General features: G+C 70.8%; 23 protein-coding genes and 1 riboswitch. Of the genes, 10 read left to right on the forward strand and 13 right to left on the reverse strand.

The annotated features are described in order from the left end of the window. Positions 1 to 32: 32 nt before the first annotated feature. Positions 33 to 815, reverse strand: coding sequence for an endonuclease/exonuclease/phosphatase family protein (locus AB0B45_RS01090; RefSeq protein WP_358123521.1), 783 nt, complete (start codon positions 813 to 815; stop codon positions 33 to 35). Positions 816 to 1,024: 209 nt separating this feature from the next. Between AB0B45_RS01090 and AB0B45_RS01095 the strand changes: the two genes are divergently transcribed. Beyond that, positions 1,025 to 2,065: an LLM class F420-dependent oxidoreductase gene (locus AB0B45_RS01095; RefSeq protein ID WP_358123523.1), complete on the forward strand. Its 1,041-nt coding sequence runs from the start codon at positions 1,025 to 1,027 to the stop codon at positions 2,063 to 2,065. Here AB0B45_RS01095 and AB0B45_RS01100 read toward each other — a convergent pair. Continuing rightward, a complete protein-coding gene (locus AB0B45_RS01100) occupies positions 2,046 to 3,356 on the reverse strand; it encodes a PIG-L family deacetylase (RefSeq protein ID WP_358123525.1) in 1,311 nt (436 codons plus the stop codon). The two genes, AB0B45_RS01095 and AB0B45_RS01100, sit on opposite strands and share 20 nt — an antisense overlap. Positions 3,357 to 3,628: 272 nt before the next feature. Between AB0B45_RS01100 and AB0B45_RS01105 the strand changes: the two genes are divergently transcribed. The 4 genes from AB0B45_RS01105 to AB0B45_RS01120 all read left to right on the forward strand — a co-directional run bounded on the left by AB0B45_RS01105 (position 3,629) and on the right by AB0B45_RS01120 (position 9,127). Further along, positions 3,629 to 5,782, forward strand: coding sequence for a glycosyltransferase family 4 protein (locus AB0B45_RS01105; protein WP_358123527.1), 2,154 nt, complete (start codon positions 3,629 to 3,631; stop codon positions 5,780 to 5,782). 384 nt (positions 5,783 to 6,166) lie between these two features. Next, positions 6,167 to 6,229, forward strand: coding sequence for a putative leader peptide (locus AB0B45_RS01110; RefSeq protein WP_350655493.1), 63 nt, complete (start codon positions 6,167 to 6,169; stop codon positions 6,227 to 6,229). Positions 6,230 to 6,323: 94 nt separating this feature from the next. Beyond that, on the forward strand, positions 6,324 to 7,613 hold the full coding sequence (locus AB0B45_RS01115; protein ID WP_358123529.1) for a dicarboxylate/amino acid:cation symporter: 1,290 nt from the start codon (positions 6,324 to 6,326) through the stop codon (positions 7,611 to 7,613). 155 nt (positions 7,614 to 7,768) lie between these two features. Further along, positions 7,769 to 9,127, forward strand: a complete 1,359-nt coding sequence (locus AB0B45_RS01120; protein ID WP_358123530.1) for a hypothetical protein — start codon at positions 7,769 to 7,771, stop codon at positions 9,125 to 9,127. Between the two features lie 9 nt (positions 9,128 to 9,136). On the opposite strand, the gene AB0B45_RS01125 is transcribed toward AB0B45_RS01120, so the two are convergent. The 7 genes from AB0B45_RS01125 to AB0B45_RS01155 form a co-directional block, all read right to left on the reverse strand. Next, positions 9,137 to 9,586, reverse strand: coding sequence for a PH domain-containing protein (locus AB0B45_RS01125; RefSeq protein ID WP_358123532.1), 450 nt, complete (start codon positions 9,584 to 9,586; stop codon positions 9,137 to 9,139). Between the two features lie 45 nt (positions 9,587 to 9,631). After that, positions 9,632 to 10,099, reverse strand: coding sequence for a 6,7-dimethyl-8-ribityllumazine synthase (gene ribH / locus AB0B45_RS01130; protein WP_358123534.1), 468 nt, complete (start codon positions 10,097 to 10,099; stop codon positions 9,632 to 9,634). Further along, a complete protein-coding gene (locus tag AB0B45_RS01135; RefSeq protein WP_358123536.1) occupies positions 10,096 to 11,298 on the reverse strand; it encodes a bifunctional 3,4-dihydroxy-2-butanone-4-phosphate synthase/GTP cyclohydrolase II in 1,203 nt (400 codons plus the stop codon). Before AB0B45_RS01135 ends, ribH begins: the two co-directional genes overlap by 4 nt. Continuing rightward, the gene (gene pnuC, locus AB0B45_RS01140) at positions 11,295 to 11,924 is read right to left on the reverse strand and encodes a nicotinamide riboside transporter PnuC (RefSeq protein WP_358123538.1); all 630 of its coding nucleotides are present in this window, start codon (positions 11,922 to 11,924) and stop codon (positions 11,295 to 11,297) included. The genes AB0B45_RS01135 and pnuC overlap by 4 nt, the downstream gene beginning before the upstream one ends. Beyond that, positions 11,921 to 12,511 carry a riboflavin synthase gene (locus tag AB0B45_RS01145; RefSeq protein WP_358123540.1) on the reverse strand — a complete coding sequence of 197 codons (591 nt, stop codon included), beginning with the start codon at positions 12,509 to 12,511 and terminating at the stop codon, positions 11,921 to 11,923. Before AB0B45_RS01145 ends, pnuC begins: the two co-directional genes overlap by 4 nt. Next, entirely contained in the window at positions 12,511 to 13,821 is a 1,311-nt protein-coding gene (gene ribD / locus AB0B45_RS01150) for a bifunctional diaminohydroxyphosphoribosylaminopyrimidine deaminase/5-amino-6-(5-phosphoribosylamino)uracil reductase RibD (protein WP_358123542.1), read from the reverse strand. The genes AB0B45_RS01145 and ribD overlap by 1 nt, the downstream gene beginning before the upstream one ends. Before the next feature lie 106 nt (positions 13,822 to 13,927). Further along, a riboswitch (FMN riboswitch) is annotated at positions 13,928 to 14,058 on the reverse strand. 287 nt (positions 14,059 to 14,345) lie between these two features. Next, positions 14,346 to 15,155 carry an oxygenase MpaB family protein gene (locus AB0B45_RS01155; RefSeq protein ID WP_358123544.1) on the reverse strand — a complete coding sequence of 270 codons (810 nt, stop codon included), beginning with the start codon at positions 15,153 to 15,155 and terminating at the stop codon, positions 14,346 to 14,348. 248 nt (positions 15,156 to 15,403) lie between these two features. On the opposite strand from AB0B45_RS01155, the gene AB0B45_RS01160 reads away from it, so the two are divergent. From AB0B45_RS01160 to AB0B45_RS01180, 5 genes are read left to right on the forward strand one after another with little or no spacing between them, the layout of a single operon-like run. Then, positions 15,404 to 16,396, forward strand: coding sequence for an ABC transporter permease (locus AB0B45_RS01160; RefSeq protein ID WP_358123546.1), 993 nt, complete (start codon positions 15,404 to 15,406; stop codon positions 16,394 to 16,396). 7 nt (positions 16,397 to 16,403) lie between these two features. Then, on the forward strand, positions 16,404 to 18,176 hold the full coding sequence (locus AB0B45_RS01165; RefSeq protein ID WP_358123548.1) for an ABC transporter substrate-binding protein: 1,773 nt from the start codon (positions 16,404 to 16,406) through the stop codon (positions 18,174 to 18,176). 57 nt (positions 18,177 to 18,233) lie between these two features. Further along, positions 18,234 to 19,214, forward strand: coding sequence for an ABC transporter permease (locus AB0B45_RS01170; protein ID WP_358123550.1), 981 nt, complete (start codon positions 18,234 to 18,236; stop codon positions 19,212 to 19,214). Continuing rightward, complete coding sequence (locus AB0B45_RS01175; RefSeq protein WP_358123552.1) at positions 19,214 to 20,206, forward strand: ABC transporter ATP-binding protein; 993 nt, start codon at positions 19,214 to 19,216, stop codon at positions 20,204 to 20,206. Before AB0B45_RS01170 ends, AB0B45_RS01175 begins: the two co-directional genes overlap by 1 nt. Continuing rightward, a complete protein-coding gene (locus AB0B45_RS01180) occupies positions 20,203 to 21,204 on the forward strand; it encodes an oligopeptide/dipeptide ABC transporter ATP-binding protein (RefSeq protein WP_358123554.1) in 1,002 nt (333 codons plus the stop codon). Before AB0B45_RS01175 ends, AB0B45_RS01180 begins: the two co-directional genes overlap by 4 nt. 2 nt (positions 21,205 to 21,206) lie before the next feature. Here the strand turns inward: AB0B45_RS01180 and rpe are convergent, their stop codons facing one another. The 4 genes from rpe to def form a co-directional block, all read right to left on the reverse strand. Continuing rightward, positions 21,207 to 21,869, reverse strand: a complete 663-nt coding sequence (gene rpe, locus AB0B45_RS01185) for a ribulose-phosphate 3-epimerase (RefSeq protein ID WP_358123556.1) — start codon at positions 21,867 to 21,869, stop codon at positions 21,207 to 21,209. Positions 21,870 to 22,175: 306 nt separating this feature from the next. Then, entirely contained in the window at positions 22,176 to 23,753 is a 1,578-nt protein-coding gene (locus tag AB0B45_RS01190; protein ID WP_358123558.1) for a transcription antitermination factor NusB, read from the reverse strand. Next, entirely contained in the window at positions 23,753 to 24,682 is a 930-nt protein-coding gene (gene fmt / locus AB0B45_RS01195; protein ID WP_358123560.1) for a methionyl-tRNA formyltransferase, read from the reverse strand. The genes AB0B45_RS01190 and fmt overlap by 1 nt, the downstream gene beginning before the upstream one ends. 2 nt (positions 24,683 to 24,684) lie before the next feature. Beyond that, positions 24,685 to 25,233, reverse strand: coding sequence for a peptide deformylase (def, locus tag AB0B45_RS01200; protein ID WP_358123562.1), 549 nt, complete (start codon positions 25,231 to 25,233; stop codon positions 24,685 to 24,687). Positions 25,234 to 25,298: the final 65 nt, after the last annotated feature.

Here is a 25,298-nt window from a genome sequence, read left to right on the forward strand (position 1 = left end):
CGCCTGGGTCCTCCGCGAAACGTCCGCGCGGGTCAGAAGCGGAAGGAGGCGGTCGCGGCGCGGTGGTCGCTACCCGTCGCGGGGGCCACGCCCGCGCGGGTCGCCGTCATCCCCTTGTAGAGGATGTGATCGGGCCTGGTGATCGGGAAGTTCGACGGCCAGGTGAACCCGAACCCCTCCCCCGCCTCCTCCTGCGCGTTCAGCAGCGGCGGCGCCAGGTTGGCGAGCCCCCTGTCGTCCGTCGCGGTGTTGAGGTCGCCGAGCAGCAGGATCCGCTCGCTCTTGTCGGCCTCGATCAGCTTGCGCGCCTCCGCCAGCGTCCTGTCGCGCGTCGCGGTGTGCCCTGGACGGGCCGAGGCCAGGTGCATCACGTAGACGGTGACGTCGCCCGCGGGCGTCTTCGCCACCGTCCTGAGCGCGCGCTCCCATCCGAGCCCGACGTCGAAGAAGTCGGGCTCCGACAGCGGGAACCTGCTCCACAGCCCGATCGTGCTGACGTTGCGGTGGTACCGGAAGATCTTGTTGAGCGCCTTGGCCGCCGGCCCGCCGGGCGTCAGCTCCTGCGCGGCGATCATGTCGAGGTCGTCGGCGATGGCGCGCGCCGCCGTGCCGGAGGAGTTGTTGCGCACGCCCACGTTGACCGTCGCGACGGAAAGGTCACTGTCGCCTCCTGGCGAGGAGCGCAGCACGGCGGAGCCGAACATCACCGCCCACACCAGTGCTGGCAGCAGCACCGCGACCGCGGCGCCCGCCGAGCGGGCCATCAGCGCCAGAAGCAGCAACAGTGGTACGGCGAGCCCCAACCATGGGAGCAAACTCTCCAATATTGGGGCAAATCCCCCAAGTGCCGGAATGAGGCGGTGACCCGCCAACATCGCCGCGATCAGAATCGCCCCCGCGATCACCGCACGCTTCAGCACACCGCTCCTCTCGCCCCCCGAGTTGACCAGGGTAGGCGCTCGCCGGGCGACACGCGAAGCGCTAACCTAAAGCCGAACATAGTTCGGTTACTAGGGAGTTCGGCATGCGGATCGGGATGGCGCTCAACTACTCAGGTGGCTTCAAGGAGACGGTCGCCGAGCTGGCCGACTACGAGAAGGCCGGGCTCGACATCGTCTTCGTGGCCGAGGCGTACTCCTTCGACGCCGTGAGCCAGATGGGCTACATCGCCGCCAAGACCGAGCGGCTGGAGATCGCCTCCGGCATCCTGCCGATCTACTCGCGTACGCCGACCCTGCTGGCGATGACCGCGGCCGGCATGGACTACGTCTCCGACGGCCGCTTCACCCTGGGTCTCGGCGCCTCGGGTCCGCAGGTGATCGAGGGCTTCCATGGCGTGCCGTACACCGCTCCGCTGGGCCGTACCCGGGAGGTCATCGAGATCTGCCGCAAGGTGTGGGAGCGCGAGCGGCTCACCTACGAGGGCAAGCACTACACGCTGCCGCTGCCCGCCGACAAGGGCACCGGGCTCGGCAAGCCGCTCAAGCTGATCAACCACCCGGTGCGCTCGCGGATCCCGATCGTCGTGGCCGCGATCGGCCCGAAGAACGTCGAGCTGACCGCCGAGATCGCCGAGGGCTGGGAGCCGATCTTCTACATGCCGGAGAAGGCGGCCGACGTGTGGGGGCCGTCGCTGGCCGCCGGCCGGGCCAAGCGCGACGCCTCGCTGGGCGAGCTGGACGTCATCGCGCAGGCCGCGCTCTACATCGGCGACGACGGCGACGGCCTGCTGGAGCTCGGCAGGTCGATGGCGGCGCTGTACATCGGCGGCATGGGCGCCAAGGGCAAGAACTTCTACAACGAGCTGGCCCGCCGCTACGGCTACGAGAAGGAGGCCGAGCAGATCCAGGAGCTCTACCTGGCGGGCAACAAGAAGGAGGCCGAGGCGCTGGTCCCGCAGGAGCTGCTGGAGCGGATGTCGCTCATCGGTTCCGAGGGCTTCGTCCGCGACCGCGTGCAGGCCATGAGGGAGTCGGGCGTCACCACGTTGAACGTCACTCCGATGGGCCGTACCCACGAGGAGCGCATCGCGCTGCTGGAGAAGGTCAAGGAGCTGGCGGCCTAGCCTCGGCCACCGCGTTGAACCACCACTGCTCGGGCCTTCCCCTGTCGCAGGCCGCCACGCGCAGCCGGGCGTGGCGGGCGAGGAGGTCGTCCTGGTGCAGGCACCCGGCGGCGGTGCCGATGCGGCCGTTCTGGGCGAGGGTCCAGCGCTGCGCCCCGCTTCCGTCACAGGTCTCCATCGTGGGAACCCGCCCCGCCGACAGGCAGCGGCCGTTCAGGTCGCTGCGGAGCGTGGCGCCCCTCACGTGCCAGCCCTGCGCCTGGGTGCCGTCGCAGGCCTGGGTCCGTACGGCGCCGCCCGGCCGGACGTCCAGGCAGCGCGCGGTGGCGGCGTCGTCGTTGGGCGCGTCGGTGGCTCCCATCCACGACACGATCGTGCCGGGGGCCGGTGAAGGGAGCTCCCGCCGGTACTGCCTGGCGACCCAGTCGCGGTCTCCGGCCGCCAGCGTGGCGGGCGCGGGCGGGCAGGCGGCCGGCTCGCAGTCCACGTGCCTGACGTACTCAGCGAAGATCGCGCTCTTGCGCGCCCGCTCGTCGGGGGTGAGATTGGCGGGCAGCGCCGTGATGCCGTACCCCCGGTAGAAGACGATCACGGGCCGCAGGCCCGGCGTGGCGGCCATGGCGCGGCGGGCGGCCAGCACCGTGTAGCGCGCCGTCACCGCGTGGTCGCTGTGATCCACCGGCTCGGTGAGGCTGAAGCCGAGGCGGGTGCTCTGGTGGTCCAGTGTGCGGATGGTGTCGGGCCTGAAGCGCTCGATCAGCCTCCGCAGGGTCGCGACCAGCGCCTGCTCGTCGTAGTCGGCCGTGCCGTCCACCGTGGAGATCCGGCCGATGCCGCCGCGGAACAGCTTGAGCAGGCTCTGCCTCCCCTGGGCCGCGCTTCCCCCTCCCCTGGGGAAGCCGTCGGGCAGGCCGAGGAACAGCAGCTGGAGCTCACCGCGCCCGGCCGGAGGGTGGGCAAGGGAGAAGCCGCGGACCCCTCCGGCGTCGGACCGTTTCCAGGTGTCGGGCGCTCCCGCCATGAGGGCGTAGGCCGCGCGGACACCGTTCTCCCTGCTGCGCACGTAGTCGTCCGTGCGGCCCGCGTCGCCCGCCGTCAGGTAGACCACCCGCAGGCAGGCTCCCGCGCCGTAGTCGCCGGCGAGGGCGGGGTTGATGAACAGCAGGTCGTCGTCCTGGTGTGCGACCGAGACCAAGGTGGTCCGCGCGCACACCGCCGCCCGGACGGGGGCCACGACCAATGCCGCCAGCAGGATCCAGCAGCTCAACAGCGCGGTCACGGCTCTCTTCACGACGCGGCCCCTCCTCCGGCGCGGTGGCCACACGTCACACCGCGGGCACTCTCGGTGACCGTCGGATTGTCCCCCGAACGGCCCGCTCACCGGCGACTTTCCGGTGTGTGGGCGAGTCGTCGCGGGCCGGCGCCGGCAAGGAACGTCAAGCCCTCACCAAGGCGGCGTCACACCTTCACCCGCTGCCGTGCCGCCGCCACCACGGACGGGCACGATGGGCATCGCCGTACCCCTTGATCGGCTCGCAGCAGCTCAGTCGTGATGGAGAACCGATGAAGATCGTCTTTCTGATCCAGAATCTGTACGGCATCGGCGGAACGATCCGGTCGACCGTCAACCTCACCGCGGCACTGGCCGAGCGGCACCAAGTGGAGATCACCAGCCTGTTGCGGACCGCGGACGAGCCCTCCTTCGCCGTCGACCCCCGCGTCGCCGTGCGCGATCTCGTGGACCTGCGCCCCGGCTCCCCGTACTTCGACGGCAAGGACCCGCGCCACTCACAGCCGTCGGTCGACTACGCCAGGGGCGAGATCAAGGGCTACCTCCGGTGCTCCCGCCTGACCGACGAGCGCATGGCGTCCTACCTGACCGCCTGCGACGCCGACGTGGTGGTCGCGACCCGCCCGGGGCTGATCGTCTACCTGGCCAGGTACGGCACGCGGCGCTACCTCAAGGTCGGTCAGGAACACCTGATCCACGATGGGCAGAGCCCCGCGACGCTGTCCGAACTGCGCGAGCACGGCCCCGCGCTCGACATCCTGGTGACCATGTCGGACGGCGACGCGGCCGTGTACCGGGCCAAGATGCCCTTCACCCGGACGACGGTGGTGTCGATCCCCAACGGCGTCCCCGAGCCGACGGTCGAGCCGTCCACGCTCGACACGCAGACGATCGTCGCCGCGGGGCGGCTGACGGCCGTCAAGCGGTACGAGCTGCTGATCGAGGCCTTCGCCAAGGTGGCCGTCCAGCGGCCCGGGTGGAGCCTGCGCCTGTACGGCAGGGGCAAGGAGGCGGCCGGCCTCCAGGACTTGATCAACGATCTCGGGCTCAACGGCCGCGCCCTCCTCATGGGCGCGCACTCGCCCATCGAGACCGAGTGGGCCAAGGGCTCGATCGCGGCGGTGTCGTCGAAGCTGGAGTCGTTCGGCATGACCATCGTGGAGGCCATGCGGTGCGGCGTCCCCGTCGTCAGCGTCGACTGTCCTTTCGGTCCTCGCGAGATCATCGACGACGGCGTCGACGGGCTGCTGGTACGGGAGGCGACGCCGTCGGCGATGGCGGACGGCCTGCTGCGGTTGATCGACGACGAGCCGCTGCGCCGCTCGATGGGCGCGGCGGCGCTGCGCAACGCGAGCCGGTTCGACCCGTCGGAGATCGCGCTGCGCTACGAGCGACTGTTCGCCGACCACCTGAGATCACGCCGCCGCGGCCCGCTCGCCTTCCTGCGCAGGCCGGCCTCCCCGGGCAAGGCGGCTTCCACGGGCAGGGCAGCATCCTCGAGCAGGACGGTTTCCCCGGACCGACTGGGTTTTCTCGAGCGGCTGGGGGCGAGGACGCGCTCCGGCGTGCGGGCGCTGTTGCCGTGGAAGGCGGCGGTGCGGCCGCGCGTGGCGAGGGGGCCGATCACCGCGCACTGCCTCGTGCGCGCCGACGGCGGCCTGACGATCCGGCTCGACCGCGGTCCATGGGCCGCGGGCAAGACCGCCGCGGGATGGTCGGTGAAGCTGCGGCGGCACGGCACGGACACCGCGATCGAAGTGCCGTTCACCCCGTCAGGCGAGGCCTCTCTCGAACGGGGACGGCACCATCTCGTCGAGGGCCGCTGGGACGTGTACGTGGCCAGGCCGGGCCAGCGGCTGCGGCGACTCGCCTCGGGGATGTGCGACACCCGCGCCCTGGTGAACGCCTTTCCCTACCTCGAGCAGCCCCTCGAGACGTGGACGCCCTACGTCACCGAGCAGGGCGACCTGTCGATCGCCGTCCACGTCCGCACGTCGCATGCCGAGGTCACCGACCTGGTGTCCACCCCCACCAGGCTCACCGTCCACGGGCTGCTGGTGAACCTGCCCTACGGTCCGCTGACCCTGTTCGCCCAGCGGCGCGGCACGACGTCCGAGCCCGAGAAGGCGGCCGCAGATCAGGTGATCCTGCCCGCCCAGGCCCACCTCGACGGGCGTTTCAGCTGCGCGGTGCCGTACGACCGGCTGGTGTCGGCGCGCGCGCGGGAACACGAGGTGTGGGACCTGTATCTGTGCCCGGGGGGAGACGACGCTCCCATCAGACTGGGCCGGTTCTGCGACGACATCGCCGACCGGAAGGCAGTCGACCGCTACCCCCGGCACTCCGTTGGCGACTCCCTCGCCTACGCCTCGTACACGTCCTCCAACGAACTGTCCATCCACATCACGACCGTCGAGGCCACCTGAGCGCCACCCCCCATCCACAGGACCCCGACACCCCTCGCCCCCGAAGCCCGGGGACCTCCGGCACCCCGAGACCCCTGCCCGTCGGCACCTCGGTCCGGGACACCCACACGCCGAACCCGGCATCCCGAGACTCCCGCGCCCGGCCGCCCGCCTGGAAATCCGAGCAGCCCCGCGCCCCCGGACCCCCGCACCTCCAGGACCCGCGCCCGAGGACCCGTGCCCGAGGACGCCCTCAGCTCATTGCCCCGGGCCTCCGGAACCACGGATTCCGATGATCGGCGAGGTGCCATGGAAGTCTTGCTTGTGAGGTAGATCACTCTTACAGTCGGAATACTGTCCTATTCACTCCTGTTTACCGATTCTGTGAGGTTTTCCGTCCTGTCTGTGTGGCTCGTTGAGCGGCTGCACATCGATCTCTGTCGTCTGACCGGCTCCCTCTGTCGCTGATCGCGCTCTGACGAGCGCTCGATCGCACGACCCCTCACCCACCCCCCTTCGCATGCCCCTCTTCGGCATGCCGTCTTTCGGAGCCTTTCTCATCGTGAAGAGATTCTCTTTCTCCCTGCAGTTGCTGCTGGGCCTGGCCGTGGGCGTGGCCCTCGGCTTCGCCGCCCGCGTCTGGGACGTGGCCTGGCTCGCCAACACCCTCACCGAAGTCGGAAAGATCTTCGTCCAGCTGCTCAAGCTGGCAGTGCCGCCGCTGGTGTTCACCGCTGTGGTGGTCAGCGTCGCCAACCTCCGCAACGTCAACGGCGCGGCCAGGCTGGCGGGCAAGACGCTGTTCTGGTTCCTGGCCACCGGGCTGATCGCCGTCATCATCGGCATCGGACTCGGCCTGATCATCAACCCCGGCCAGGGCGTCACCCTGAGCACGGCGGGTGCGAAGGCGCCCGAGAGCGTCGGCACCTGGGTCGACTTCCTCACCGGCATCATCCCGACAAACATCGTCACGGCGTTCACCGAGCTCAACGTCCTCCAGATCGTCTTCCTGGGGATCGTCCTCGGCGCGGCGGCCATGGCGATCGGCGAGAAGGCCGAGCCGTTCCTCACCTTCAGCCGCTCGATCCTCGAACTGGTCCAGAAGGCGCTGTGGTGGGTCATCCGCCTGGCCCCCATCGGGACCGCCGGCCTGATCGGCAAGTCGGTCGCCACGTACGGCTGGGACCTGCTCGCGCCGCTGGCCAAGTTCAGCCTCGGCGTCTACATCGGGTGCTTCATCGTCCTGCTGGCCGTCTACCCGACGCTGCTCGCGGTGGTCGGCAAGGTCAACCCGATCACGTTCTTCCGTAACGCGTGGCCCGCGATCGAGCTGGCCTTCGTCTCCCGTTCCTCGGTCGGCACGCTGCCGCTGACGCAGAAGGTCACGATCGAGCGTCTGGGCGTCGACCGCGACTACGCCTCCTTCGCCGTGCCGTTCGGCGCGACGACCAAGATGGACGGCTGCGCCTCGATCTACCCGGCGCTGGCGGCGATCTTCGTGGCACAGGTCTTCAACGTCCCGCTGGGGATCGGCGAGTACCTGCTGATCGCGTTCGTCTCCGTGGTCGGCTCGGCCGCGACGGCCGGTCTGACCGGCGCGACCGTCATGCTCACGCTGACGCTGAGCACGCTGGGCCTGCCGCTCGAGGGCGTCGGCCTGCTGCTCGCCATCGACCCGATCCTGGACATGATCCGCACCGCGACCAACGTCGCGGGACAGATCGTGGTGCCGGTCCTGGTCGCCCGCGGCGAGGGCCGGATCGACGAGGCGGTGCTCCACGCTCCTCCGCAGCCGCTCGACGAGGCTCCGGTGAGCGCGCCGCGCATCTCGGGCGAGCCCGCGATCGCATAACGTCCTCCTCCGAATGAGAAGACGGGGCGGCCCGCGCAGGGGCCGCCCCGTCTTCTCGTGTTCCAGGAGTGTTCCAAGCGTGGTCCACCCAGGCCAAACTGGCCGAATTCCGGTACATTCACACAACCCCTATCTGTGAAATCCGGAGTACGCGTATGGCCCACCTGCTGGACACCTTGGACGACGAGGTCCCCATCACCTATGGGCAGTTCATGCTCCGTGGCGTGAGCGGGCTCCAGGGCGTCGACACCCGGGTCCACCTGGCCGAGCTCGACCGTCAGGTCTACCTGTACGCCAGCGCCGAGCACAGTCGCGTCAGGGTGGAGGTGTGGGACGGCCCGCCGCCGCCGTGGGAGGGGCACGGCAAGCTCGTGGCCGACGCCCGGTGCGTGGCGGAGACCGGGGTCGTGGCCGTCACGCCGTACATGTCCGCGGCGTCGGGGCGCAGCGTGCTGATCGGCCCCGCCTTCTTCGAGTACGGCCTGCACCTGTACGCCCACAACTCCGAGCGGCTGCTGCGCTTCTGGCCGATCAGGGACGTGTTCGACCCGGCCCTGCACCTGCGCCCCGACGGCGTGGACGACGACGCGAAACCGGTGGAGATCGTGGAGGCGCGGTCGTCGCTGGGCGACTGGGTCTCGACCAGGGTGCTCGGCTCGTCCGAGCCGCCCGCGCCGCCCGCCCCGCCGGCGGTGGAGGAGGACTGGCCGCTCGACCACGAGCACGAGGTCAGGCTGGCCCAGCTGCTCGGCGACCTTCGGCCGCGGTTGATGACGCGCCCGCCGACCTGGCTGCTCGACACCGACGAGGGCAACCGCAGCCGCTATCTCAACGAGCTGCGCAGCTCGGTGGCCGCCGCCAGGCGCCTGAACCCTGACGGGCTGCCCACGTTCCAGCTCTCGTTCGGCGAGCTGGTGGAGCGGCCGCATCCGGGGCTGAGCTACCGGCTGTGGCAGTGGCGCCCGATCGCCCCGCCCGCCGATCCGGCGACGCTCGCCGGGACGGAGGCCCGCGACCGCGAGGCTGCCGCCGTAGAGGGAACCGCCCGAGAGGCGACCGCCGGAGAGGCGCCAGGTCGGGAGGCCACCGGCCGGGAGCACGCCGCGACCGTCGGCACGGAGATCTCCGGCACCGGCCGCCCCGACTCTGCGACCTTCGAGACGGGGCACACCACGACCGAGCACACCGAAACGGTGCCGGACGGGATCGACCGCGCCTGGGCCGAGCGCAACGGGACCGCCACCACCGCGACCACGACACGCGGGATCACGACATCCCAGATCACGGCAGCCGAGATCGCGACGCCCCAGTCCGAGCCCGCCGCGACCAGACCTCCTGAGACGCTCACCGCCGAGCGCGAGGTGCGGGCACTGGACGTGCTGCGCAGGCGCCGGCTGGTGACCGGCATCGTGACCGTGCTGCGTGAGGAGAACGGCGTCGTCGAGGTCCGCGACGCCGTCCCCGCCGAGGTCGCCAGGGTCCTGGCCGCGGAGAAGGCCTGGGCTCTGGACTGACCGCCCTGCCTACTCGCTGGCCTCGCCCTTGGCCCTGATGAGCGACTCCAGCTCGGCGGTGGCGCGGCGGGCTCGGGCCTTCTCGCTGCCCTGGATGCCCATCGCGCCCACCGTCATCCCGTCGGAGAAGTCGATCTTCGGCCACGGATCGCCTTCGAGCAGCGTGACGTCGAGCACCTCGGGCCAGGTGTAGCGGTGGGTGCGCAACACGTTGACGACCGTGATGCCCTCGTCGTCCGCCTCGACCCTGACCCTGCCGAGCCGGTGCAGCACCCAGGCGACCGCGCACCCGAAGGCGACGATCATGATCTTGTCGGGAAGCTGGAACGGCTCGGAGATGAGCAGCGCCATCACGATCGCGCCGACGACGATGAGAGCCGCGAAGCCGTAGGCCACATATCTCCCCTTGACCGGCCGCCAGGTGAGGGGCAGGGGCGGAGGATTGACTGGCTCAGGCATCTCGGCTCTCGCTGGGTCGGAAGCGTTCAATTCGACCAAGGAAAACTATCGCAGCCCACGCAGCAGCAGCGCCGTCTCCAGCGCCGCCACCGTGGACTCGTAGCCCTTGTCCTCGACGCTGTCCGGCAGCCCGCTCCTGGCCACCGCCTGGTCGAGTGTGTCGCAGGTGAGCACGCCGTTGCCGACGGGCGTCTCCTCGTCGAGCGAGATCCTGGTGAGCCCCGCGGTGACCGAGTCGCAGACGTAGTCGAAGTGGGCGGTCTCACCGCGGATCACCGCGCCGAGCGCCACCACCGCGTCGTGCCTCCTGGCCATGGCCTGGGCCACGACGGGGATCTCCAGCGACCCCGCGACGCGTACCACCGTGGCGTTCGCGCCGCTGTCCTGGGCCGCCTGTACGGCCCGCGCGACCAGCTGGTCCGTGATCTTCCCGTGCCAGCTGGCCGCCACGATGCCGACGCTCAGCCCCTCCGCGTCGACCGACGTCGCGGCCGGCCTGCCCTCTCCGCTCACAGCTCGTGCCCCAATCGCTCGCGCTTGGCCCTCAGGTAGCCCTCGTTGTAGGGATTCGCCGCCACCGGCATCGGCTCGCGGCCCAGCACCTTGATGCCGTAGCCGTCCATGCCGCGCAGCTTGGCCGGGTTGTTGGTGAGCAGCCTGACCGACTTGACGCCGAGGTCTGCCAGCATCTGCCCGGCGTTGGAGAACTCCCTCGCGTCGATGGGCAGGCCGAGCTCCAGGTTGGCGTCGACGGTGTCGCTGCCGTTGTCCTGCAGGCTGTAGGCCTTGAGCTTGGCCAGCAGGCCGATGCCCCTGCCCTCGTGGCCGCGCAGGTAGACGACCACGCCGCGGCCCTCCTTCGAGATGGCCGCCATCGCGTGGTCGAGCTGCACGCCGCAGTCGCAGCGCAGCGAGCCGAACACGTCGCCGGTCAGGCACTCGGAGTGAGCGCGCACCAGGATGTTCTCGCCGTCGCCCAGCTCGCCGAGCACCAGGGCGACGTGCTCGCCGCCGTCGAGGGCGCTGGCGTAGCCGTACGCGCGCCACATGCCGTACGCGTTGGGCAGCCTGGTCTCGGCGACCCTCGTGACCATGCTCTCGGTGCGCCGCCGATGGTCGACGAGCTGCTCGATGGAGATGAGCGCGAGGTCGTGCCGGTCGGCGAAGACCCGCAGCTCGGGCAGCCTGGCCATGGTGCCGTCGTCGTTGACGATCTCGGCCAGCACGCCTGCGGCGCTGAGCCCCGCCATGCGGGCCAGGTCGACGGCGGCCTCCGTGTGGCCCCTCCTGGCCAGGACGCCGCCCTCGTGGTAGCGCAGCGGGAAGATGTGGCCCGGCCGTACCAGCTCCTGGGGCTCGGTGGCGGAGTCGGCCAGCGTGCGGATGGTCTTGGCCCGGTCGGCGGCCGAGATGCCGGTGGTGACGCCGTCGCGGGCGTCGACGCTGATGGTGTAGGCGGTCCGCATCCGCTCCTTGTTCTGGAACACCATGAGCGGCAGGCCGAGCCGGTCGAGCTCCTTGCCCTCCATAGGCACGCAGATGACGCCGCTGGTGTGCCGGATGGTGAAGGTCAGCAGCTCGGGCGTGGCCTTGGCGGCGGCGAAGATGATGTCGCCCTCGTTCTCGCGGTTCTCGTCGTCGACGACCACGACGGGCCTGCCCTCGCGGATGTCGTGAACGGCCCGCTCGACCGAGTCGAAGGAGACGCTCATGCCGGCACCGCCGCCGCCTGTGCCGTTCTGTACTGCTTCAGCCAGCTGCGGAAGCCGAGCAGGACCAGCACGAGGAAGACCGCGTAGACCGCGCCCGAGACCACCAGGCCCGAGGTGAACGCCAGCGGGACGCCGACCAGGTCGACCAGGACCCAGATCCACCAGAAGTCGATCAGCGCCCTGCCCTGGGCGAAGGTGGCCACCGCCGAGCCGACGAAGATGTAGGCGTCGGGCCACGGCGCCCACGAGATGTTCAGGCCCATCGAGTTGAGCCACATGAACAGCAGCGCGACCACGACCGTGCCGACCACCATGGTGCCGATCAGCGCCGAGCGCTCCTTCAGCGAGGCGGGCCGTACGGCCAGGCCGCCGTCGTCGCGCCTGCCCCTGCTCCACTTGTACCAGCCGTAGACGGCCAGGGCGCCGAACAGCACCTGCTTGAGTGCGTTCCCTGTGATGTGGGCGTTGATGGAGGCGATGAACAGCAGCACCGCGCCGGTGAGCTGCACCGGCCACGTCCACATCGACCTGCGCATCGCCAGCACCACGGTCGCCAGGGCGGCGACGTTGCCGATCAGGTCGGTCCAGTAGACGGGCGTGCCGAAGACGGTGAAGTCGCCGCTCACTTGGTCACCACCAGCTTCTCGACGTACTTCGCGATCACGTCCACCTCGAGGTTGACCACGTCGCCCTCGCTCCTGCCGCCCAGCGTCGTCAGTTCGAGCGTCGTCGGGATGAGGCTGACGCCGAAGCTCTCCTCGTCCACGGCGGTGACGGTGAGGCTGATGCCGTCGACGGCGATCGAGCCCTTCTCTGCCACGTACCTGTTCAGCTCCGCGGGCAGCGAGAACCGCACGTCGTCCCATCGCTCGCCGGGCTCGCGCGACAGCAGGACGCCGGTGCCGTCGACGTGGCCCTGCACGATGTGCCCGCCCATGCGCTGGTCCGCCCGTACGGCCCGCTCCAGGTTGACCCGCGCACCGCTCTCCACACTCTTGAGCGAGCTCCTCTTGAGCGTCTCCCTCATCACGTCGACGGTGAACACCTCGTCCTCGACGTCGACGACCGTCAGGCACACGCCGTTGACCGCGATCGAGTCGCCGTGCTTGGCGTCGGAGGTGACGACCTTGCCGCGTACCGACAGCCTCGCCGCGTCGCCCAGGGGTTCGACGGCGACGATCTCGCCGAGCTCTTCCACAATTCCGGTGAACATCAGTGCTCCTCAGTAGCGGGGCGGGCGATGATCCGCAGGTCCGTCCCGATGGGGGTTACTTCCTCGAAGACCAGCCGGTGGGTGTCGGCGATCGTCCGCACCCCCGCCTGTCCGAGCGCGGCGCTCCCCGAACCGAGCAGCGCGGGCGCCAGGTAGGCGATGACACGGTCGACCAGCCCCTCCCTCATGAAGGAACCAGCGAGGGTCGCGCCGCCTTCCAGGAACACGCTGACGACCTCCAAGCGGGCCAGCTCGGCCAGCAGGGCGTGCAGGTCGAGGCCGCCGTGCGCCGACCTCGGCAGGCGCAGGACGGGGATCCGGAGGTCGGTCTCGGCGTCGTCGGCGACGGCCACGAGCGTGGGGGCCTCGGCTGACAGGACGCCGGCGTGCGCGGGGGTGCGCGCCTCGGTGTCGACGACCACCCGCAGCGGCTGCCGGTACGGCTCCCGCCCCGCGCCACCCGCCGGCCCCAGTCCCCGGGACGCCAACCGGGACGCGCCCGGTCGGGAACCCAGGCCGGTTGCCGCCGAGCCGTCCGAGGCAGGACCGGCCTGCGCCGCACCGGACTGTGCCGGACCAGGGTCAGTCGGACCGGAGGCGGTCAGATGGGGTTGGGTTGGTGAGGATGGGGCCGGGCGGGCGGTGAGGCGGGGGTTGTCGGCCAGGACGGTGCCGATGCCCGCGATGATCGCGTCGGACTCGGCGCGCAGGCGATGGACGTCAGCCCGCGCCTCCGGCGAGGTGATCCACTGGCTCGTGCCGTCCTCCGCCGCGGACCTGCCGTCGAGCGTGGCGGCGAACTTCCATGTGACGTGGGGCCGGCCCTTCCGCATGTACGTGAGCCACTCGGCGTTACCGCGCTCGGCCTCCTCGGCCAGCACCCCGACCTCGACGCCGACCCCGTGGGCGCGCAGTTGGCCGGCCCCGCCCGCCGCCTGCGGGTTGGGGTCGGGAACGGCGATCACCACCCTGGCGATCCCCGCCTTCAGCAACGCCTCCGCGCAGGGACCCGTGCGCCCGGTGTGGGCGCACGGTTCGAGCGTCACGTAGGCGGTGCCGCCCCTGGCGCGCTCGCCCGCCTCGCTCAGCGCCACGACCTCCGCGTGCGGTCCGCCCGCGTAGGCGTGGAAGCCCTCTCCCGCGTGCGCTCCCGACGCGTCGACGATCACGCACCCGACGACCGGGTTGGGGCTGGTGGTGCCGCGACCCAGCGCGGCCAGCCTGACGGCCCTGGCCATGTGCAGGGCGTCGTCGCTCGCGGGGTTTGTGGGTACGGCAATGCCCGGCCTTGACTGGGCGGGTTCGTCCACCCCCGGACCTCCTACTCGCCAGTAGCTCTCAGCTACGGCGGGCCCCGGGGATGACAGGGTGCTGCGACGCATGCACCACAGAGGCGCCCGGCTGGACACCGGACACCCGCGCGCTTCCTCCCATCCGGACTTTCACCGTCGGTCCCGGAATTTCACCGAGTCAACCGGCCGATGGCATCGGCCGGGTCGCGGACTGTCACCGCCGGTTCGGATTTTCACCGACCCCGGAGCACGCTAGCTCTGTTCTCGTCCAGTGTGCCATGCCCGAAAAGCCCGGCGCGACCACCCCCGCCAACAAACCTAAACAAACGCTTGGTCGTACGCATCACCGCAGGCCGGAGGAGTCCCGAGAATCGCAGCTGGTAGGCGCGAGCCCGCGAGGTCGAGGTGTGTGTGAGGGATCGGAGTTGACGGACGCCGTTGGGAGGTCAGCCACCGGCGCCCGAGGAGCGTCCCTTCGGAGGACGGGTCCACGCGCCGGGCGGAGGCGCCCGACCCGGCGTGCCGTACGAGAAACCCGGAAGTCACGCCGCCATGAGGCGGCGGGCGCGGCGGGCGTCAGGGGCGTAGCGGACCTGGGCCGGCACGAACCCGAGCCCCGTGTGCAGCGCCCGCAGCGACGCGGTCGCCCACAGGTCGCCCACCGGCGTCGCGGGCAGCCCGTACAGCCGGCGCGCCCACCGCGGCAGCGTCGCGAACGCCAGCAGCGTGAGCGCGGGCAGCATCGGCTTCAGCGGCGCCAGGTACAGCGGCAGCGGCGCGTTGAGCGACATCCGCAGCGGGTGGGCCGCCTCCGGCACGAAGCGCAGCCCCGGCCGCGCGGCGCCGATGTAGTCGCTCAGTTCGCCCGCCGACCCCGGCACCTCCTCCGGCGACAGCCCTACCACCTCGGCCGCCGACCGCCATTCGGCGACGAACCTGTCAGCCTCCTCGTCGCTCAGCCGCACCCCCGCCCTGCGGGCCACCGACAGGTAGGAGTCGACCTCGCCGACATGCACCCAGCGCAGCGCCTCGGGCTCGTCGAGACGGAACCGCTCGCCGGTGTCGGGGTCGAGCGCCGTCAGCGTGGCATGGATCTTCCTGACCCTGGCGCCCGCGCGCTCGACCTCGGCGCGCGTGCCGTACGTGCGGACCCTGACGAACTCGGTGGTGCGCAGGAAGCGCGACCACGACTCGGCGGGGTCCAGGAGCGCGGAGTTCTGCAGCACTCCGCGCATCGCCCTGGGATGCAGGCCCTGCATGAGCAGGGCGCGGAACCCGCCCACCAGCAGGATGGGCTCGCCCATCACCCGCCAGGTCACCGATTGCGGCCCGAACAGCCCGTGATCCTCCATAAGTGTTCAATTACCCGGAAACCATGATCCTATGTCTGGGATTCGTCGGGTTCGTGTCGCGATTCCGTGACAAGCCGCTCCACACACCGCCGATTGTCACTCCAATTCGCCGGTCTGAGCAATGAGAATCGCGCCTCGAATACGTCCGCGTTGTTCGACAGAATCATTAAAGAAGGCGCGGGCATTGCTTTATCCGGGTCGCTGCTGCGAACGTGCGAACGAGGCACGAATGATCCGGGAGCACCCCCATGACCATCCCGACCCCGGCGCTCGACGCGCCCGCCGTCACCCCGATCCCCCAGGCCGTGGGGCGTTCACCAGGCCAGCTGATGTGGCTGCGTTTCAGACGCGACCGCACCGGCGTCGCCGCCGCGCTGGTCGTCGTCTTCTTCTTCCTGGTCGCCGTTTCGGCGCCGCTCATTTCCCTCGTGTACGGCAGGGACCCGTACACGCTTTACGGCCAGGAAAGCCCCGGCCTGCTGAACGACTTCGGATATCCGGTGCAGCCGAACGGAGGGGTGAGTTCGGCATTCTGGTTCGGGATCGAGCCGGGGCTCGGCCGCGACGTGTTCACCCAGCTCGTCTACGGCATCAGGACCTCGCTGCTGATCGCGGTGGTGGCCACGCTGCTGACCTCGCTGATCGGGGTGGTGCTCGGCATCGTCGCGGGATACGCCGGAGGGCGGGTCGACTCGCTCATCGGCAGGGTGATCGACATCGTGCTGTCCCTTCCCGCCGTGCTGTTCACGATCGCGTTCATGCCGGTCGTGGAGAACCTCTTCGTCAGCCCCGACGAGCAGACCCCCGTGTGGCTGCGCGCGGTCACGCTGGTCGTCGTGCTGACGGCGTTCGGCTGGGCCGGCCTGGCCAGGCTGCTGCGCGGCCAGGTGCTGACACTGAGGGAGCGGGAGTTCGTCGAGGCGGCCAGGGTGACGGGGGCCTCGCCCGCCAGGGTGGTGTTCAGGGAGCTGCTGCCCAACCTGTGGACGCCGATCCTCATCCAGTCGACGCTGCTGCTTCCCGCCTTGGTGACGGCCGAGGCGGCGCTGTCGTTCCTGGGCGTCGGCATGATCGAGCCGATCCCCGACTGGGGCCGCATGTTCCTGCGCGGCACCGAGGTCTACCAGAACGACATCACCTACCTCGTCTTTCCTGGCGTCGCCCTGCTGGTCTTCGTCATCGCCTTCAACCTGCTCGGCGACTCGGTACGCGACGCCTTCGACCCGAAGATCAAACGATAGGAGAGACATGTCCGTCCGCACGGCCTTCGCCGTACTCGCCGCCGCGGCGCTGGCGCTCACCGGCGCCTGCGCGCCGGGCAACCAGGGCGCTCCCCAACAGGGGACGAGCCCGCAGGCGGCGCCCTCCGCCCCCACCTACACCCCGCCGACGATCTCGATCGGCACCGCGGACGACTCCAGGGGCCCGGCCATCGAGCCCGAAGGCGTCGTCAAGGGCGGCACCGTCACCATGATCGACAGGGACGACTTCTCCCATCTGGACCCCGCCCAAATCTACGTCAACACCGAGGCGAACTTCGGGCTGCTCGTCCACCGCGGGCTGACCGGCTACAAGCGGGTGGCCAAGAGCGAGTACAAGCTCGTCGGCGACCTGGCCACCGACGCGGGCACCGCCTCCGACGGCGGCAAAACCTGGACCTTCACGCTGAAGGACGGGGTGAAGTGGCAGGACGGCGCGCCGATCACCTCGGCGGACGTCAAGTGGACGATCGAGCGGATGTTCGCCCCCTTCATCACCCAGGGACCCACCTACGTCCAGCAGTGGCTGACCCAGGAGGACCACCGCGCCGCCTACGAGGGGCCCTACGGCGGCAAGGAGCTCGACGCCATCGAGACGCCGGACGCCAAGACGGTCGTCTTCAAGTTCAAGGCGCCGCACGCCGACGCCAACTACGCCTTCGCGATGGGCGGGTACGGCATCGTGCCCAAGGCCAAGGACACCAAGGAGCAGTACGACAAGCAGCCCGTGGCGAGCGGGCCGTACATCATCAAGTCGCACGTCGTCGACAAGTCCTACGAGCTGGCCCGCAACCCCGAGTGGGATCCGGCCACCGACCCCATCCGTGGCGCCTACCCCGACGTGTGGAAGCTGGAGTTCGGCCAGGAGCCGCTGCAGATCACCGACCGGCTGGTCGCCGACGCGGGGGCCGACCAGCAGGCGTTCACGTTCTACGCGAGCACTCCGCCCGAGCGCCTCCAGCAGGTGCTGAGCGACCAGAACCTGGCGTCGAGGCGGATGATCAGCCCGTCGCCCTACGGCAACTACTACTACTTCAACCTCGACAGGGTGAAGGACGCCAAGATCCGTCAGGCGATCAACCACGCCTGGCCCGCCAAGCAGATCCAGCAGATCGAGGGCGGCCCCCAGGCGGCCGCGCTGCCGACGACGATCCTGAACGAGAACACCACGATCGGCTACCAGTCCTACGACCTGTTCGGCAAGGCCGCCAAACCCGAGGGCGACATCGAGAAGGCCAAGCAGTTGCTGGCCCAGTCGAGCGACCCCACGCCGACCATCGTCTACGCCTACAACCAGACTCCCGTGCAGGAGCGGGTCACGGTCGCGATCAAGAACGCGCTGGAGAAGGCGGGCATCAAGGTCGTCACCAAGCCCATGGACCGCAAGACCTACTACGACTCCATCGGCCTGGTGAAGAACGACTTCGACCTGTACTGGGGCGGCTGGGGCGCCGACTGGGCCTCGGGCTCGACGGTCCTGCCCGTCATCTTCGGCCCCGTCGCCGACGGCGCGCCGAACTACTCCCACCTGAACGACCCGGCGCTCAAGGCCGAGATGAAGAAGATCGCCGGAATGCCCGAGTTCGACGCCCAGAACGCCGCGTGGATGGCGCTGGACAAGAAGATCCAGGAGACGATCACGCCGCTGGTCGTCGCCGAGAACCGCATTGCGACGATGCTGCACGGCTCCAAGGTCGGCGGCGCGGAGATCGACCCGCAGCAGTGGATCGTCTCTCCCAACACCATCTTCGTGAAGCCGTAGCGCCACGCCCCGGGCGCTCCCACGCCCGGGGCCCCCGCCCCGCCGCAGGAGATCCCCGTGCTCCGATTCCTCGTCCGCCGCGCCATCACCACCATGGTCACGCTGGTGATCATCTCCGCGGTGACGTTCTTCCTGTTCTTCGCCCTGCCCTCCGACCCCGCGAGCCTGGCCTGCGGCAAGGTCTGCCCGCCCGAAATGCTGGCGCTGGCCAGGCACAACCTAGGCCTGGACCAGCCGGTGGTGGTGCAGTTCGTCACCTGGCTCGGCGGCGTCTTCGCGGGGCGCGACTTCCCCGGGCTCGGCCACTGCCCGGCGCCGTGCCTCGGCTACTCCTTCGTCAACCGCGCCCCGGTGTTCGAGACGATCATTGATCGCCTGCCCGTCACGATCTCGCTGACGGTCGGCGCGGCGGCGATCTTCCTGACCTTCGGGGTGGCCACCGGCATCCTCGCCGCGCTACGGCAGGGCCGGCCCCTCGACAAGATCGCCAGTATGGCCTCGCTGGTCGGCGCCTCGGTGCAGATCTACTTCGTCGGCACGCTCGCCCTCTACTTCCTGGTCTACCAGGGCAAGCTGCTTCCCGTCCCGAGCTACACCCCGCTCACCCAGAACCCACTGGCGTGGGCCGAGGGACTGCTGCTGCCCTGGGTGGTGCTGGCGATCATCTTCACCGCCAACTACACGCGGATGACCCGCTCGACGATGGTGGAGAACCTGGGCGAGGACTTCGTCCGTACGGCCCGCGCCAAGGGCATGCCCGCCCGCACGGTCGTCCTGCGCTTCGCGCTGCGCGGCACGCTCATCCCGATCGTCACCATCTTCGGCGTCGACCTCGGCACGCTCATCGGCGGCGCGATCATCACCGAGACCACGTTCGGCCTGCAGGGCATCGGCCGGCTGTCGGTCCGCGCCGTCACCTACTCCGACCTGCCGATGCTGATGGCCACGGTGCTGGTCGCCGCGGGCGCGATCGTGGTCATGAACGCCGTGGTCGACGCCCTCTACGCCGTCATCGACCCCAGGGTGAGGCTGACCTAGTGTTCCTTCACGTACGCGATCTCACCGTCGACTTCCACACCGAGGACGGCGTGGTCCACGCCGTCGACGGCCTGTCCTTCGAGGTGGAGCGGGGCACCACGCTGGGCGTCGTCGGCGAGTCCGGCTCGGGCAAGTCGGTGACGAACCTGGCCGTGCTCGGCCTGCACGACCCCCGGACCTCGCGCGTCTCGGGCCGGATCGTCTTCCAGGGCCACGACCTGCTGGGCGCGCCCCGCTCGACGATGGAACGGCTGCGCGGCAACGGGATCGCCATGATCTTCCAGGACCCGCTGACGTCGCTCTCGCCGTACCACACGGTGGGCGCGCAGATCGCGGAGGTCTACCGCAGGCACCGGCGCGCCTCCAGGTCCGCGGCATGGGAGCGGGCGATCGAGATGCTGGACAGGGTCGGCATCCCGCAGCCGAGGACACGGGCGAGGGACTTCCCCCACCAGTTCTCCGGCGGCATGCGGCAGCGGGCGACCATCGCCATGGCGCTGGTCTGCGACCCCGCGCTGCTCATCGCCGACGAGCCGACCACCGCGCTGGACGTGACCGTGCAGGCGCAGATCCTCGACCTGCTGCGCGACCTGCAGGAGCAGACCGGCACCGCCATCATCCTCGTCACCCACGACCTGGGAGTGGTGGCGAGCACCGCGCATCACGTGCTGGTGATGTACGCGGGCAGGGCCATCGAGCGCGGCACCGTCCGCGAGGTGCTGCGCGATCCCCGCCACCCCTACACGTGGGGCCTGCTCGGGTCGATGCCGAGCCTGCGCCGCCCGGTGACCGAGGAGCTCATGCCGGTGCGCGGCACACCGCCCAGCCTGATCAACGTGCCGCGGGGCTGCCCCTTCCACCCGCGCTGCGACTTCGCCGCGCTGGCGGGGCCGCAGGTGTGCTCGGACGAGCGGCCTGAGCTCGCCCCGCCCCGCGGGCACAGCGACGCCTGCTACCTCACCTCGAAGCAGAAGCAGGAGGTCCGCCCATGACGCTGCTGGAACTGTCCGGGCTGCGCAAGCACTTCCCCGTCAGAGGCGGGTTCCTGGTCAGGCGCCAGATCGGCCAGGTGCACGCCGTGGACGGCATCGACCTGTCGATCGAGGAGGGGCAGACGCTCGGCCTGGTCGGCGAGTCCGGGTGCGGCAAGTCGACCGCTGGACGGCTGGCGGCCAGGCTGCTGGAGCCGACGGACGGTCGCGTCGTCTACGACGGCCGCGACATCAGCCACGCGGGACGCCGCGCGCTGAAGCCGATCAGGCCCGAGATCCAGATGATCTTCCAGGATCCCTACTCGTCGCTCAACCCCAGGCACACGGTCGGCTCCATCGTGCGCGGCCCCATGGACATCAACGACCTCCAGCCGCCGGGCGGGCGCGACGCCAGGGTCCGTGAGCTGCTGGAGACCGTGGGGCTCAACCCCGAGCACGTCAACAGGTTCCCGCACGAGTTCTCCGGCGGCCAGCGGCAGCGGATCGGGATCGCGCGGGCGCTGGCGCTGGAGCCGCGGCTGATCGTCGCCGACGAGCCGGTCTCGGCGCTGGACGTCTCCATCCAAGCCCAGGTCGTCAACCTGCTACGGCGGCTGCAGCGGGAGCTGGGGATCGCGTTCCTGTTCATCGCGCACGACCTGGCCGTGGTGCGGCACTTCTCACAGCGGGTGGCGGTGATGTACCTGGGCAAGATCGTGGAGATCGCCGACAGGACGTCGCTCTACGAGAGGCCACGTCATCCCTACACGCACGCGCTGCTGTCGGCGGTGCCCGAGGTCGAGGTGAACGGCGCCCCCAGGGAGCGGATCAGGTTGCGGGGCGACGTCCCCTCGCCGATCGACCCGCCCTCGGGGTGCCGCTTCAGAACCCGCTGCTGGAAGGCCCAGCCGACGTGCGCGGTGGAGGAACCGCCCCTGGTCCGGCTGCCCGGCGACGACGAGGGCCACCTCACCGCCTGCCACTTCCCCGAACCGCCACCTGCCGGGACGGCCTCCTGACCTCAGCCGACGTGCGAGGCGGCCAGCTCCCTGAGCCTGTCGACCGCCAGGGCGGGGTCGGCGGCGCCGTAGACGGCGCTGCCGGCCACGAACACGTCGGCGCCCGCCTCGGCGCAGCGCTCGATCGTGTCGGCCGTGACCCCGCCGTCGACCTGCAGCCAGACCTGGCCGCCGTGCCGTTCGATCAGCGACCGCGCCCTGCGGATCTTCGGCAGGACCATGTCGAGGAACTTCTGCCCGCCGAACCCCGGCTCGACCGTCATCAGCAGCAGCATGTCGATCTCGCCGAGCACGTCCTCGTACGGCTCGATAGCCGTCGCCGGGTTGAGCGCGAACCCGGCCCGGGCTCCGGCGGAGCGGATCTGGCGCAGCGTGCGCACCGGCGCCTTGGCCGCCTCGGCGTGGATGGTGACGCTGCCCGCGCCCACCTCGGCGTACGCCGGGGCCCACCGGTCAGGGTCGGTGATCATCAGGTGGCAGTCGACCGGCGTCGAGGTGGCCTTGAGCAGGGACTCGACGATGGGCAGGCCGAGAGTGAGGTTCGGCACGAAGTGGTTGTCCATGACGTCCACGTGCAGCCAGTCGGCGTTCGGCACGCGGGCGGCCTCGTCGGCGAGACGGGCGAAGTCTGCGGACAGGATGCTGGGAGAGATCTGAACGGCCATGATGGCCCCGAGTGTATTGACTACTCCCCCAGCTGAAGCAGGGGGGGTCCCGGACGCTCTACGAGCGCCTGCCGCTTGCGCGACCCGGATCGCTCCGGAGGCCTTCCTGCTCGTCGCCGACCGCGGAAGGGAAGACCCTTGCCGACTGACACCAGCTCCACAGGCACTGCGCGCTCCGCGCTCGGGGCTGTCCCGGCTGCGCCGGGCCAGCCCTGACGGGACCCGGCTTCCTCCCCTGTCTGAAGGGGCGACCAGTTCGGCGCTCCGGGCCTGGCGAGCTCGGCCGGCAGGTCCGGCGCGGCGCGGTCAGGCCCGCCTGCGCAGCAGGGCCAGGAACATGGCGTCGGTGCCGTGGCGGTGCGGCCAGAACTGCGCGTGCGGGCCCTCCCCCAGCCCGTCGATCCCCGGCAGGAAGGCGCGGGCGTCGAGCTGCTCGATGTCGTCCCGGCGCCTGAGCACGTCGGCGACCACCACCTGGGTCTCGGCCAGATGCGGCGAGCAGGTGACGTAGGCGCCGACTCCACCGGGCCGCAGCGAATCGAGCGCGGTGTCGAGCAGGCGGCGCTGCAGCGCGCCCAGCTCGGCCACGCTCGCGGGGTCGCGCCGCCACCTGGCCTCGGGGCGGCGGCGCAGCGCGCCGAGCCCCGTGCAGGGCGCGTCGAGCATCACGCGGTCGAAGGTGCCAGGCCGCCAGGCGGGCTCGGTGCCGTCGGCGGTGATCACCGCGGCCTGCCTCGTGGTCTGCCAGACCAGGCGGGCCCGGTGGTACTGCACGTCGGCGGCCACCACCCTGGCCCCGCCCGCGAACGCGAAGGCCGCCTCCCCGGTCTTGCCCGCGGCGAGGTCGCCGTACGTGGCGATCGCGTCGAGCAGGCCCGCCTTGCCGCCGGGGCCCGCGCACATGTCCAGCCACCGGTCATCAGGCCCGTCGACGGGCACCCTGGTGAGCGCGAGCGCGACCAGCTGGCTCGCCTCGTCCTGTACGGCGGCGCGGGTCTCGGCCACCGCGAGGATCTGCCCGGGGTCGCCCTCCTGCAGATAGGCCGCGTACGGCGAGTAGCGGCCAGGCTCGGCGCCCGCCTCCTCCAGCTCCTCGACCGAGCTGCGCCCCGGCCTGGCGACGAGCGTCACCACCGGCCTGGCGTTGTCGGCGGCCAGGAGGCCGGCAGTCTCCTCCGCGTCACGGCCGAGCGCGTCGCGGAAGGCGCTGACGACCCAGCGGGGATGGCTGTGGGCGATCGCCAGATGGCCGATGGGGTCGGTGTCGGCGGAAGGGGCGACGATGTCGATCCACTCGTCGAACGTCCTGGAGGCGATCTTGCGAAGGACGGCGTTGGCGAAGCGGGAGGCGCCGGTGCCGATGCGCAGCCGTACCAGGTCGACGGTGGTGCCGACGGCGGCGTGCGGGGGGACGCGCATCTTGAGCAGCTGGTGGGCGCCCAGGCGCAGCGCGTCGAGGACGGCGGGATCGGGCTCGCGGTCGCCGCACATCGCGATGATCGCGTCGTAGCTGCCGAGGCCGCGCAGCGTGCCGTAGGCCAGCTCGGTCGCCAGGGCCGCGTCCCTGCCCTTCAGCCCCCGCTCACGCAGCAGGCGCGGCATGAGCAGGTTGGCGTAGGCGTCGCGCTCGTCGACCGCTCTCAGCAGGTCGTAGGCGGCGTTGCGCGCCTCGTCCCGCGTCGGCCGTCGTCCAGGGCCACCCGCGGGACCCCTGCCGCCCGACGACCCCCTGCCGCCCGAGGAACCGCGCCCGCCCGAGGAGCCACCCGACGGGCCGCCCTGGCCACGGCCGCCCGAAGACCCGCGGCCTCCTGCGGACCCGCGGCCGCCCGAAGAGCCCCCGCGGCGGGTGCCGCCGCCGGAGGACGCGCCCCGCTCAGCCATCAGACCAGCCGATCCGCTGCCGTGGCGCGCACCCCGCGCGCCCACTCGCCCGCCGACATGAGCCGCTTGCCCTGCGGCTGCACCTCGCCCAGCTCCACCGGGTGGGTGCCGGTGCCGACCAGCACGCTGTTCCTGCTTACGACGAGTTCGCCGGGCGCCAGCGGCTCGGCCGAGCCCGCGAGCCGTACGGGACCGAGCTTGATCCGCTGCTCGCGGAAGGTCGTCCACGGGCCGGGGTTGGGTGTGCAGGCGCGTACCAGCCTGTCCACGCGCATCGCGGGCGCCTTCCAGTCGATCCGCGCGTCGTCCACGGTGAGCTTCGGCGCGACGGACACCCCTTCGAGCGGCTGGGGCCGCGCTTCGAGCGTGCCGTCCTCGATCCCGTCGAGGGTCGCGGCCAGCAGCCCGGCTCCCGACTCGGCCAGCCTGGCGAGCAGTTCGCCGCTGCTGTCGGTGGGCCTGATCTCCTCGGTGACCACTCCGTAGAGGGGGCCCGCGTCGAGCTCCTTCACGATCTGGAAGGTGGCCGCGCCGGTGATCTCGTCGCCGTGGAGGACGGCGTGCTGCACGGGGGCCGCTCCCCGCCACGCGGGCAGCAGCGAGAAGTGCAGGTTGACCCAGCCGTGGCGCGGGATGTCGAGCGCGGCCTGCGGCAGCAGCGCCCCGTAGGCCACGACGGGGCAGCAGTCGGGAGCCAGCGCCTTCAGCCGGTCGAGGAAGGCGGGGTCGCTCACCTTGGCGGGCCGCAGCACCTCGATGCCCTCGGCGGCGGCCAGGTCGGCCACGGGGCTGGGGTGCAGCGCGCGGCCGCGGCCCGCGCGGGCGTCCGGGCGGGTGACCACGGCCACCACCTCGTGGCGCGGCGAGTCGATCAGGGCGCGCAGCGAGGGCAGCGCGGTCTCGGGTGTGCCGGCGAAGACCAGGCGCATCGTCAGAGGGCCCTCCCGCCCGTGGCGTGGGGTGAGAACTTGACCGTGGGAGCCGACAGGCCGCTCCACTCGGCCTCGCGGATGGCCTTCATCGCCAGCTTGCGCTGCTTGGGGTCCATCCTGTCGATGAACAGGATGCCGTCGAGGTGGTCGGTCTCGTGCTGGAAGCACCTGGCCATCAGGTCGGTGCCTTCGAGCACGACGGGCTCGCCGTGCATGTCGAAGCCCTTGGCGACCGCGCGGATGGCGCGCGGCGTCGGGTACGACAGCCCGGGGAAGGACAGGCAGCCTTCCTCGCCCTCCTCGTCGAGGTCGGCGGACAGGTCGAGGTCGGGGTTGATCAGGTGTCCCAGCTGGTCGTCGACGTAGTAGGTGAAAACACGCAGGCCGACGCCGATCTGCGGGGCGGCCAGGCCCGCGCCCGGCGCGTCCATCATCGTGTCGGTGAGGTCCTTGACCAGCTTGCGCAGCTCCTTGTCGAAGTCGACGACCGGGGCCGCCGGGGTGCGCAGCACCGGGTCACCGAACAGCCGGATCGACTGAATGGACAAGGGGTACTCCGTTTCGCATAGATGGGATCACCCCAGTTTACTGGTGAGAACCGCCAACCCTCCCC

It is taken from the genome of Nonomuraea sp. NPDC049152 (assembly GCF_040648355.1).
GTDB lineage: Bacteria > Actinomycetota > Actinomycetes > Streptosporangiales > Streptosporangiaceae > Nonomuraea.